Consider the following 10,754-nt stretch of genomic DNA (forward strand, 5'->3'; position numbering starts at 1 on the left):
GCCTTCAACAAATGGTCGGCCGCGTTCGCCCGCCGCTTCGCCGAACTGCGCGCTCAACCGCCGCAATGAACGCACCCCGCTTCACCACCCGCTGCCTCACCCGGGCCGTGGCCGGCGTCGCCGCCGCCCTCGCGGTTCTGCCGGCCCTCGCGCAGACCAGCGTGGCGCCCGCCAACGAGTGGCAGTTCGAATTCATTCCCTACCTCTGGCTGGCCGGCATCCGTTCGGACCTGAAGCTCGGGCCCCTGCCCGGGAGCACCGTCTCCGTGAGTTCCAGCAGCGTGCTCGGGGCGCTCGACTTCGGCGCCATGGGCACGCTCGAAGCGCGCAAGGGCGCCTGGGGCGGCCTGCTCGACGTGCAGTACGTCAAGCTCGGCGTCGACAACCAACTTGCGGGTGGGCTGCTGGGCGGCTACAACGTCAAGTTCGAGCAGACCATCGCCACCCTGGCGGGCTTCTATCGCGTGGTCGAGGCGCCGGTCGCCGTCGATGTGCTGGGCGGCGTGCGCTACGTCGACGCCAAGACCCGCATCGACATCGCGCCCAGCCTGCGCGGGCTCGGCCGCCAGATCGAAGACTCGGCCGGCGCGGCCGACGGCATCATCGGCGTGCGCACCATCGTGCCGGTCGGCGACAAGTGGTCGCTGCTCGGCTACCTGGATGTCGGCGAAGGCGGCTCGACATCCAGCTGGCAGGCGATCGCCGGCGCCAGCTACCAGTACTCGCCCACCACTTCGCTGAAGTTCGGCTACCGCTACCTGAGCTACAAGCGCGACAACGGGTTGCTCGACAAGGTCGCGATGGGCGGCCTCTACTTCGGCGCCGGGTTCAGGTTCTGACCCGCAGCGCCGTCGCCCCGGGCGGCCGGCTCGAGCGGCAGCACGAAGCGGAAGGTCAGGCCGCGGCCCTGGTTGCGCTCGACATCGAGCGTGCCGCCGTGCGCCTCAAGGATCGAGCGGCACATCGACAGGCCCATGCCGAGGCCCTTGACCTTGGTCGTGTAGAAGTGATCGAAGACCTTGTCGATGTCCTCCTCGTCGATCCCCGGGCCGCTGTCGCGGACCTCCACCCGGACCCGTCGCCCGTCGCTCGGCGCGACCGATACGTGCAGGGAGCGCGACCCGCGGGGCTGCTCCGACATGGCCTCGTTGGCGTTCATGGCCAGGTTCAGCACCACCTGCTGGAGCTGGCCCTTGTCGCCCAGCACCACGCAACCGGGCGCCATCGACCGCGTCACATCGACGCCGCGCTCCAGGAAGTCGCTGTGCATCAGGTCGACGACCTCCTGCACGCAGGCGCCGATGTCGACCTGCTCGCGTTCGGTCTCCTGCCGCCGCAGCATGGTGCGCAGGCCGTTGATGACGGCGCTCGCGCGCTTGTCGTCGCGCACCACGTCCTGCAGGATCTCGCGCAGGTCGGCGATGTCGGGCGGGTCCTGGGCCAGGAAGCGCAGCCCGGCCTGCGCGTTGCTCAGGATCGCGGTCAGCGGCTGCGACAGTTCATGCGCCAGCGATGCCGCCAGCACGGCGGTGCGTGCCACCCGGTCGGCATGCCACACCTGGCGGCGCAGCAGGTACATCTCGCTCTCGTTCCGGCGCAAATTGGTGACGTCGGTGAAGACCCCGCACATCGCATCGGCGCTGCCGTCGCGGTTCAGCAGCGGAAACTTGAGCGACGAGAAGATGCGAGGCTCGCCTTGACCGTTTCCGCCGATGCGTTCCTCGCGGCGCACGGCCTCGCGCTGCTGCAGCACGCGCCGGTCGCTGGCCAGCGTCGCCTCGGCCTGGGCGCTCGCGAAAAGCTCAAGATCGGTCTTGCCGATCGCCGACCCGCTCTCCAGGCCGAACAGCTCGTCGTAGACGCGGTTGGTCATCAGGTAGCGGCCGTCCCGCAGCTTGACGTAGACCGCGGCCGGAATGTTGTCCAGGATTCCGCGCACCCGGTCGCGGCTCTGGCGGCGCTCGCGCGCGAGTTCGAAGTCCAGCAGCACGACCAGAGCGAGAAAGGTGAACTCGGCGACGTGCACGCCGGGAACTATCTGGAGGTCCACGAGGTGGTTGTAGAACATGCCGCCGATCAACAGCAGCAGGCAGGCGGCCAAGGACAGGCTGCCGCGCCGGTGTTCGCCGGCCCGGACTCGTTGCAGCGCGGCGAAGGCGCACCAGCCGAAGATGAGGTAGTAGCACAGCACACCGACCACGTACAGGGGCGTCGGGTGGAAGACCCGCGGGTCGGTCACGCGCTCGCCCCAGGGCAGCGTGATCTCGGCCGTGGCCGGCATGCCTGCATAGGCCAGGCCCCATGGAGTCCACAGGTTGGCGACGAAGAACAGGGCGCATGCGAGGCTCATCGCGGCCTGCAGGTGGCGGGTGCGAATGTTCAGGTAGGCGCTGACGAACCAAGGGAGCACACCCGTGAAGACGATGCTGGCGCCGATCTCGACCCTGCGCATCCAGACCAGTCCGTCGGGCGTCGAGGCGCGGTAGGCCCCGGTCTTGGCGCCGACGTAGACCGTGATGGTTGCGCAGACGACCGCGAACAGCAGGTGGGTGCGGTGCACCGGCCGCTGCAGGCCGACGATGCCGTTGTGCAGCGCGGCATAGGCGATGACCCCCGCCAGGGCGCACATCGTCAGGACGAAGGGTTCGCTCATCGCCCCGAGCTTAGCCGGGCGCCGCGACAGCTGGAAAAGTGCGCGACGACGTACCATTCCGTCGTCGTCACTTGCAAAGCACCCGCCGCATGACCTCTGACCGACCTGCCGTTTTCGTCGTCGACGACGACCCCTCGGTCCGCACCAGCATGGAGCGGCTGATCCGCTCGGTCGGCTGGAAGGCCGAGACCTTCGCTTCGGCCGAGGCCTTCCTCGAACGACTGCCCCTGGACGGCAGCTTCTGCCTGCTGCTCGATGTCCACATGCCCGGCACCACCGGCACCGAGCTGCTGGACATGGTGTGTGCCCAGGACTGGAACCTGCCGGTCGTCTTCCTGACGGGCCAAGGCGACGTCCCGACCTGCGCCGCATCGATGAAGAAGGGCGCGGTCGACTTCCTGCTCAAGCCGGTCGACGACGGACTGCTGCTCGACGCCCTGCGCCGCGGGCTCGAGCGCCATGCCGCGCAGGGCGAGCGCGCGGCGCGGCGCAGCAGCGTGCAGTCCCATCTCGACAGCCTCTCGCCGCGCGAGCGCCAGGTGATGGACGGCGTGCTCTGCGGGCGCCTCAACAAGCAGATCGCTGGCGACATGGACATCTCCGAGAAGACCGTCAAGGTGCACCGGGCGCGGGTCATGGAAAAGATGGGCGTGCGCTCGGTGGCCGAACTGGTGAGCCTGTGCGGCGCCGACATCGTCGCCCGCGCGGCGACCGCACAGCAGCGCGGCGGCGGTGCGGAGGCTGGCTGATCGTCAGCGCGGGGGGGCCACCGAAGGCGCGGCGCCGCCGCTTCCGGTGACCCAGTCGATGGCGTCCAGCAGGGCCTGGTCGTCGACCGGCTTGCGAAGAAAGAACCGGGTGCCCAGTGCCCGCGCCAGGCGGCGCGTCTCGTCGTCGTCGCGCGCCGACAGCGCGATCACCGGGACGCCGACCGCGGCCTGCGTGAGTCGTTCTTGTACCTGGAGGCCGTTGAGGCCGGGCATCGAGATGTCCAGCACCACGCAGCCGACAGCGCCCTGGGCCGCCTGCGCCAGGAACGCCTCGCCGCAGTCGAAGGTGATCGCACGATGGCCGGCCGAACGCATCAGGCGGGCCAGCCCGCCCCGGACCGATGCGTCATCGTCGACCACGTACACCACCAAGTCGGCTGCGGATTTCACCATGGGGCGGAGTCCTTCGCTGTAGCCGCACACGATGCGCCCGCTGCCGGCCGAATGGTATTGGACCTTGGTCCCATCGGGCCGGGAGCCGGCGCAGCGGCTGCCTCAGCCCAGCGTGCCGGCCACGCCCTCGACCAGGTAGTCCATCTTTTCGAGCACCGGATCGTAGTTGCCGTAGCCCTTGTCCAGCACCACCTTGCCGCTGTTGCTCTTCACGGGGCCGGTCCAGATCGGCTTGCCGGCCTTCAGCTCGGCGATGGCGGCGGTGGCGGCGTTGCGCGCCTGCTCGCTCGCGCCGGCGCCGAAGGGGGTGCTCAGCACCATGTCCTTGTCATAGCCGCCGAAGAACTGGTTGGGCAGCTTCTTGCCCGCACCGACGTCGGCGGCGAAGGACTTGTAGACCGTCTCCCATTTGTTCTCGGCGCCGGTGATGAAGCCCTTGGGCGCCAGTTGCGCCTGCGAGGCGTTGTGGCCCAGCGTCTTCGCGCCGGCCTTCTCGGCCGTCTCGATCACCACCTTGGGGCTGTCGACATGGCAGGCGATCACATCGTTGCCGGCGGCGATCAGTGCGTTGGTGGCCTCGCCCTCGCGCACCGGCATCGACCACTCGCCGGTGAACACCAGCTGCACCACCGCGTTCGGGTTGACCTTGCGCACGCCCATCGCGAAGCTGTTGATGTTGCGCAGCACGATGGCGATCGGCTTGGCGGCGACGTAGCCGATCTTGTTCGTCCTGGTCGACAGGCCGGCCGCGATGCCGTTCACATAGTGCGCCTGGTCGAGGTAGCAGAAGTACCCGCCCAGGTTCATCGGATGCTTGTCGGGCGACCACAGCGAGGTGGGATGCCGGAACTCGACCTTCGGATACTTCTTCGCCATCTCGACCATGAAGGGATCGAAATAGCCGAAGGAGGTGCCGAAGACCAGCGAGGCGCCGTCGCTCTGGATCATGCCCTCGATGGTCTTGCGCACGGCCACGGTCTCGGGCACGTTCTCTTCCTCGACCACCTTGACGCCGGGCACGGACTTCAGCGCCTGGGCGGCCACGGCATGGGCCTGGTTCCAGCCGTAGTCTCCGCGCGGGCCGACATAGATCAGGCCGACCGTGACGCCCTTGGCCTGGGCCTGCGCGGCGGCCGCACCGAACAGGGCCGGCGCCACGGCGCTGCCGGCCAGCGTGCTGCCGACGGCCGAGCCGAGGGTGGTGCCGAGAAAGCGGCGGCGGTTCCAGGAAGTGTTCGACATGGTGAGTTCCTTCGTCAGGTGGGGGGCGAGTGGAGTGGAGGACAGGGGAATGGGTGGTGGGGATCTCAGGCCGCCCTGGGCCGCTTCGCAGCCGCCGGGCGCCCCGCTGCATAACGGCCGAGGATGCTGCCGAGGTCTTGCGCCAACGGCTTCTTCTCGGGCGCCAGGGCGCGTTCCTGCACGCTGCACAGATGCGAATCCATCAGGCGCACGGCGGTCTTCTCGTCGCCACGGCGAAAGGCCTCGATCAGCGTCTTGTGCTCGTCGATGCCGCACTGCGAGGAATGCGGATGGCCGTAGATGGCCAGGATCAGCGAGCAGCGCGACACCAGCTCCGAGACGTAGCGCTCGATCACCGGGTTGCCGGCCATCTGCGCCAGCCTGATGTGGAACTCGCCGGCCAGCCGTGCGCAGACGGCCGGCGGCTGGGCGCGCGCGGCCTCTTCCTCGCTGCGCACATGCCCTTCCAGCGCAGCGCCCATGGCAGGGGTCCAGTGCGCGATGACACGGCGCACCACCTCGCGCTCCAGGCAGGCGCGCGCCTCGAACACGCTCTGCGCCTCGGCGCGCGACGGCTGGGCGACCGTCGCGGTCCGCTTGCGGCCGGCCTCGACCAGGCCTTCCGCGGCCAGTCGGGCCAGCGCCTCGCGCACCAGGGTGCGGCTGACATGCAGATGGGTGGCGAGCTGGTCCTCGGGCAGCTTGGTGCCCGGGGTCAGGGCCTGCTCGATGACGGCATGCTTGAGCGCGAGGTAGGCGGCTTCGGACTTGCCCGGTTCGGTCGGGAGGCTCATGGTGTACAGCGCAGGTATTTCTGAAGGATGACCGGCTGTATGCGAAAAGCGGGCCAGCCACTTCGCCAGCCGCCGCGCCGCCGGATGCACCGCGACCGGCCGCGAGCGCGCGAAGCGCGGCCCCCACGCACCCGAATGGCCCTCCGGACGATGGCCATGCACCAAGTCCGTACCGGTGCTGCCCGCGGCGATTGGCAGATATCTTGCATACCTGCGGTCATCCATCAGGTACACAGAAAGAATCGACATGAGCGCCCAGACCCTGCGCCTTTCCCTGAACCAGCAGCAGCTGGAACTCCTCGAGCGCTGCGTCGCCCGTGGCGATGCAGCCGATCTCCAGGCGCTCGCCCGGCGCGCGTTGCACGAGTGGAAGGAGGGCGTGCCCTCGGCCAGGCCGCCATCCGCGCCCGGACCCGACCTGTCGAAGCTCTCGGACCGGCGCGAATGCCTCGCCAGCCTGGTCATCGCGCCGGGCACCGGCAAGGCGCTGGAAGTGCTGCAGGGCCAGGTGGTCCGCATCTCGCAGGTCGAAGGCGGCCAGTGCGCCGACTTCAACTGCTTCAACCTTCACGACTACCGGGAGTTCATGCACGTGGGCCGCACGCGCACGCTGCATGGCTTCAACCCCGGGCCGGGCGACTTCCTGTGGTCGGCGCCGCCGCGCGAGCGCGCCATGATGTACATCCTGGCCGACACGGTGCGCGCCAACGACGTGATGTTCCCGCGCTGCAGCGCCAACCTGTACGAGTCGGTCTACGGCTTTCGCCGGCACACCAACTGCCACGACATCCAGTCCGAGGCGCAGCGCGAATACGGGCTCACGCCGGACGACGTCCATGACTCCTTCAACCTCTTCATGGTGACGCAGATCGCCGGCGAGCGCGGCCGCATCGAGCGCCAGACGTCGAAGGCCGGCGACCACGTGGAGTTCCTGGCGTTGATGGACGTGCTGGCGGTGCCCAATGTGTGCGGCGCCGACGTCATGCGCACCAGCAACTTCTCGCTCAAGCCCCTGAGGATCGAGGTCTTCAGCGCCTCGGAGCGCGACCTCGCCAGCGTGCCGCCGCTCGCGGCCTACGAATCCAATCGCACGCCGGCGCAGTTCGCGCAGCCCCGCATCAAGGCCGACCGTGCACTGCAGCGCGACGCCGCCTACGTGCCGCAGTTCATCAACGTGCCGATCGTGCAGCGCGAACACGACGTGCAGCTCAGCGAGGCCGAGTGCGAGTCCCTCGAGTCGTTCGGACTGCGCCAGTTCTACGGCGCGGACCGCGCGGCGCAGTTGCGCGACGTGCTCTTCAGCTGGTGGGAGAGGCGCTACATCGGTTGATGATGGCAATTGCACCCAAGTTGACAGAACTCGGCCAATTGCCCAATGCTATGGCGTGACCGCCCCGCGCGAGGAGTTTTCATGAAGACAGCCGTGTTCAGTACACGAAGCTACGACAAGGCCTTGCTGACCGCGGCGAACGCCCGGGCCGGGCACGAACTGATCTTCCTGCAAGACCGGTTGACGGCCAGCACGGCGTCGCTGGCCGCCGGCTGCGAGGCTGTCTGCGTGTTCGTGAACGACAACGTCGATGCCGAAGTGCTGACCCTGCTGGCCGCGCAGGGAACGCGGCTGGTCGCCACCCGTTCCACGGGCTACAACCAGATCGACGCTGCGGCTGCCGCAGGGCTGGGCATCGAGGTCGTGCGCGTCACCAGCTACTCGCCGTATTCGGTGGCCGAGTTTGCCGTCGGCCTGCTGCTGGCGGTGAACCGCAAGATCGCGCGGGCCAGCGCGCGCACGCGCGACGGCAACTTCGAACTCGACGGCCTGATGGGCTTCGACCTGCACGGCAAGACGGTGGGCGTGATCGGCACCGGCAAGATCGGCACCATCTTTGCGCGCATCATGCTGGGCTTCGGGTGCACGGTGCTGGGCTATGACCAGTACCGAAACCCTGACTTCGAGGCCATGGGCGGGAACTATGCGAGCAGCGCGGACCTGGTTCACGACTGCGACGTCATCTCGTTGCATTGCCCCCTGACCGACCAGACACGGCACATCGTGAATGCCGAGTCACTGGCACGCGCCAAGCGCGGCGCCATCCTCATCAACACCAGTCGCGGCGCCCTGGTGGACACCGAGGCGGCGATCGCCGCGCTGAAGACCGGGCAACTCGGCGGACTGGCCATCGACGTCTACGAACAGGAGTCCAACCTGTTCTTCCAGGACCTGTCGTCGACCATCATCGAGGACGACGTCATCCAGCGGCTGGTGTCGTTCCACAACGTGATCGTGACGGGCCACCAGGCCTTTTTCACCCAGGAGGCGATCGGGCAGATCATGCAGACCACCATCGAGAGCATCAGTGCCTTCGAGTCGGGGGCCGAACTGGTCAACCGTGTTCCGGTCGGCTGACTGCCTCGACAGCGCCATCGGCGCGACCGCACAGGGAGGGTGACATCATCACACTTGAGGATGATGGCCCCGGATAGCTCCTTCGGCCAGTTGAGCAACCGCGCCCGGTCGAACATAGTCCCCCTGGATCATTGAATCCGGAGGAGATGCCATGGCCACAGCGGAAGCCGCCGTCGAAGCATTGTCGACGGCGAAGCGGTACCCGATCATCTACGTGCGGGGCTTCGCCTTCAGCGCCAGCGAGCGCGACGAGACCGCGGCCGACCCGTACTGCGGCTTCAACGTCGGATCGACCGTCGCCCGCGCGACCGCCGACAAGAACCGGCCCCAGTCCTACTTCTTCGAGTCGCCCATCGTGCGGCTGTCGCTGGACCACAAGTACGAGGTGATGTACACCGACGGCATCCAGATCCTCGACCCGACCTGGAGCAACGGACCGATGGGCCAGGCCCGGGTCGACAAGGGCATCCCGATGAACTCGATCATCATCCACCGGTTCTACGACGCCGGGTCGAACCTGGTCGGCAGCGGAAAAAGCTCCTCCATCTCCGACTACGCGAAGGAACTGGCAAAGCTCATCGCGACGGTTCGCCTCCTCGTTCGAAACCACGAATCGCACAAGGATGGCTGCACCTACACCGATGCCGACTTCCGGTGCTACCTCGTCGCGCATTCGATGGGCGGCCTGATCGTCCGGGCCCTGCTGCAGAACAAGGCCAACGACGTCTCGAAGATCCTGGTGAGCGACGGCGAGGTCAAGGTCGCCCCGGTCCGCGACACGGTGGCGAAGGTCTTCACGTATGCCACCCCGCACAACGGCATCGAGCTGGGGGGCTTCAACGTGCCGCGGGTACTTCCCGGCTTTCTCAAGGACGCGTCGACATTCAATCGGGACGTCATGCGCGCCTACCTCGACAAGCAGCTCATCGGCGGCAACATCAACTACCTTCCGGAAGACATCTCGCCGCCGCCGTCGCACTGGTTCTGCATGGTCGGGACCAACCGCCTCGACTACGAGGTCGCCGCGGGGCTCTCCCGCAACTTCGTCGGGCGCGGCAGCGACGGCCTGGTCCGCATCGACAACGCCACGCTGTGGTACCAGGAGAAGGTCGGCGACGGCGAAGACGCGCCGCTCATCGCCAAGCCGACCGCGACGGCCTACGCCTATCGCTCGCACTCAGGCAGCTTCGGCATCGTCAACTCCGAGGAGGCCTATCAGAACCTGGTGCGCTTCCTGTTCGGCAACTTCCGCATCGACCTCTGGCTCGACATCGAGAATGCGACGCTGCCGGCGATCGTGCAGCAGCAAGAAGACGCGGGGCGCCGGGTCGACGCCGTCTACCAGATCGAGCTGACGGTCGGTACGCGCGGCAAGACCTGGGCCTTGAGCCGGCGCAAATCGGAAGACGACTCACCCGCTTGCCGCACGTACCAGGACCTGAAGAAGCTCAAGGCAGGGCAGGTGGAATCCGTCCACCTGTCGACGGTCTTCCTCATCAAGTCCGCCAAGGTCAACAGCGACCGGCCGGGCATCTCCTACTCGGTGACCCTCGGCATTCGCGCGCCGGACTACGAGGTGGACAAGGCCTTCTGGCCCGATGGCCACTACGAGGGAGTCCAGCTGTTCAGGGACTCATTGGTGGTCACGCTCTACGACCCCGCCGACTACAAGAAGCTCCTTCTCAGCCAGGGCAACGCGGCAGCTCCTCCGGAAGGCCACTGGATGGTCAGCTACGACTGGCTGGAAGACAAGCTGCCCCCCGACAAGCGATCGTGGTCGCAGGAGTTCAGCCCGGAAGCGATCGCCAAGCCGATGCCTGTCTTGATCGACCTGCATCAACCCGCGCCGGGCACAGTCGCCCAGAACGGCTCGGTCAAGGCCAGGCTGCGGATGGTGGCGAGCGGATGGGAGTGAGCCTGCCGGCATCAATCGAGCGCTTTGCGCATCAAGGCATTCCGGAGGGTCACGCCCCGACGCACTGGAAATCGCCGTTCGACCACCTTGAATCCGTGGAGCGCAAAGAACGGCTCCGCGGTCATGCTCACATCCGACGTCAGCTCGCTCAGGCCGAGAAGCCTGGCCTCTTCATGGATACGGGCCATCAGCCGGGTCCCGATGCCTTGCCGCGGATGCGCGCCCGACACGAAGAAGTGGTCGATGTACCCGTTGAGCTGGACGTCCGCGTAGCCGACGATCTCGTCGCCAAGCAAGGCGACGAAGGGTTGGATTCCCTGGACCCGGCTTGCCCACAGCGCCGGGTCGAGGTCCGATGGCGCCCATGCGTCGAGTTGCTCGGGTGAATAGTCACTGGATGCAATCTCGTGGATGGCCGTGAACTACACGCGAAACAACGCAGCTTCATCACCCAGCCTGAACCGGCGAATCTCCATGAGTCCCTCATGACGCGACAACTTGATGAAGCGCGAGTCTGTCACATCAGGGCGCCAGGAACTGGCGGCAACTCCCGCACGCCTTTCGCTACGATGGCGGCACT

Annotated in this window: 10 protein-coding genes; 5 read left to right on the forward strand and 5 right to left on the reverse strand. The window is 67.3% G+C overall.

Going from position 1 to position 10,754, the window contains the following annotated elements; translation table 11 throughout:
• Window positions 1–65: 65 nt before the first annotated feature.
• Window positions 66–839: a YfaZ family protein gene (locus QZH52_RS29455; protein ID WP_301814471.1), complete on the forward strand. Its 774-nt coding sequence runs from the start codon at window positions 66–68 to the stop codon at window positions 837–839.
• Here QZH52_RS29455 and QZH52_RS29460 read toward each other — a convergent pair.
• Window positions 812–2,653, reverse strand: coding sequence for a sensor histidine kinase (locus QZH52_RS29460; RefSeq protein ID WP_301814473.1), 1,842 nt, complete (start codon window positions 2,651–2,653; stop codon window positions 812–814). The two genes, QZH52_RS29455 and QZH52_RS29460, sit on opposite strands and share 28 nt — an antisense overlap.
• Window positions 2,654–2,742: 89 nt before the next feature.
• On the opposite strand from QZH52_RS29460, the gene QZH52_RS29465 reads away from it, so the two are divergent.
• Window positions 2,743–3,402, forward strand: a complete 660-nt coding sequence (locus QZH52_RS29465) for a response regulator transcription factor (RefSeq protein ID WP_301814474.1) — start codon at window positions 2,743–2,745, stop codon at window positions 3,400–3,402.
• Between the two features lie 3 nt (window positions 3,403–3,405).
• On the opposite strand, the gene QZH52_RS29470 is transcribed toward QZH52_RS29465, so the two are convergent.
• The 3 genes from QZH52_RS29470 to QZH52_RS29480 form a co-directional block, all read right to left on the reverse strand.
• Window positions 3,406–3,816, reverse strand: a complete 411-nt coding sequence (locus tag QZH52_RS29470; protein ID WP_301814476.1) for a response regulator transcription factor — start codon at window positions 3,814–3,816, stop codon at window positions 3,406–3,408.
• Window positions 3,817–3,918: 102 nt separating this feature from the next.
• On the reverse strand, window positions 3,919–5,058 hold the full coding sequence (locus tag QZH52_RS29475; RefSeq protein WP_301814478.1) for a BMP family ABC transporter substrate-binding protein: 1,140 nt from the start codon (window positions 5,056–5,058) through the stop codon (window positions 3,919–3,921).
• A gap of 65 nt (window positions 5,059–5,123) precedes the next feature.
• Complete coding sequence (locus QZH52_RS29480; protein ID WP_286534605.1) at window positions 5,124–5,852, reverse strand: GntR family transcriptional regulator; 729 nt, start codon at window positions 5,850–5,852, stop codon at window positions 5,124–5,126.
• 247 nt (window positions 5,853–6,099) lie between these two features.
• Between QZH52_RS29480 and QZH52_RS29485 the strand changes: the two genes are divergently transcribed.
• The 3 genes from QZH52_RS29485 (at window position 6,100) to QZH52_RS29495 (ending at window position 10,174) form a co-directional block, all read left to right on the forward strand.
• Entirely contained in the window at window positions 6,100–7,182 is a 1,083-nt protein-coding gene (locus QZH52_RS29485) for an urea carboxylase-associated family protein (RefSeq protein WP_301814480.1), read from the forward strand.
• An 81-nt stretch (window positions 7,183–7,263) separates the two neighbouring features.
• Entirely contained in the window at window positions 7,264–8,259 is a 996-nt protein-coding gene (locus QZH52_RS29490) for a 2-hydroxyacid dehydrogenase (protein WP_286534601.1), read from the forward strand.
• Window positions 8,260–8,410: 151 nt separating this feature from the next.
• The gene (locus QZH52_RS29495; protein ID WP_301814483.1) at window positions 8,411–10,174 is read left to right on the forward strand and encodes an esterase/lipase family protein; all 1,764 of its coding nucleotides are present in this window, start codon (window positions 8,411–8,413) and stop codon (window positions 10,172–10,174) included.
• Between the two features lie 11 nt (window positions 10,175–10,185).
• Here QZH52_RS29495 and QZH52_RS29500 read toward each other — a convergent pair whose 3' ends face one another.
• A complete protein-coding gene (locus QZH52_RS29500) occupies window positions 10,186–10,587 on the reverse strand; it encodes a GNAT family N-acetyltransferase (protein ID WP_366919329.1) in 402 nt (133 codons plus the stop codon).
• Window positions 10,588–10,754 lie beyond the last annotated feature (167 nt).

It is taken from the genome of Variovorax ginsengisoli (assembly GCF_030486595.1).
GTDB lineage: Bacteria > Pseudomonadota > Gammaproteobacteria > Burkholderiales > Burkholderiaceae_C > Variovorax > Variovorax ginsengisoli_B.

What these genes read in the sequence shown, in the direction of transcription:
- QZH52_RS29465 (WP_301814474.1), top strand. Translation starts at nt 2,743, where the DNA reads ATGACCTCTGACCGACCTGCCGTTTTCGTCGTCGACGACGACCCCTCG.
- QZH52_RS29490 (WP_286534601.1), top strand. Translation starts at nt 7,264, where the DNA reads ATGAAGACAGCCGTGTTCAGTACACGAAGCTACGACAAGGCCTTGCTG.
- QZH52_RS29470 (WP_301814476.1), bottom strand. Translation starts at nt 3,816, where the DNA reads ATGGTGAAATCCGCAGCCGACTTGGTGGTGTACGTGGTCGACGATGAC.
- QZH52_RS29475 (WP_301814478.1), bottom strand. Translation starts at nt 5,058, where the DNA reads ATGTCGAACACTTCCTGGAACCGCCGCCGCTTTCTCGGCACCACCCTC.
- QZH52_RS29480 (WP_286534605.1), bottom strand. Translation starts at nt 5,852, where the DNA reads ATGAGCCTCCCGACCGAACCGGGCAAGTCCGAAGCCGCCTACCTCGCG.
- QZH52_RS29495 (WP_301814483.1), top strand. Translation starts at nt 8,411, where the DNA reads ATGGCCACAGCGGAAGCCGCCGTCGAAGCATTGTCGACGGCGAAGCGG.
- QZH52_RS29460 (WP_301814473.1), bottom strand. Translation starts at nt 2,653, where the DNA reads ATGAGCGAACCCTTCGTCCTGACGATGTGCGCCCTGGCGGGGGTCATC.
- QZH52_RS29485 (WP_301814480.1), top strand. Translation starts at nt 6,100, where the DNA reads ATGAGCGCCCAGACCCTGCGCCTTTCCCTGAACCAGCAGCAGCTGGAA.
- QZH52_RS29455 (WP_301814471.1), top strand. Translation starts at nt 66, where the DNA reads ATGAACGCACCCCGCTTCACCACCCGCTGCCTCACCCGGGCCGTGGCC.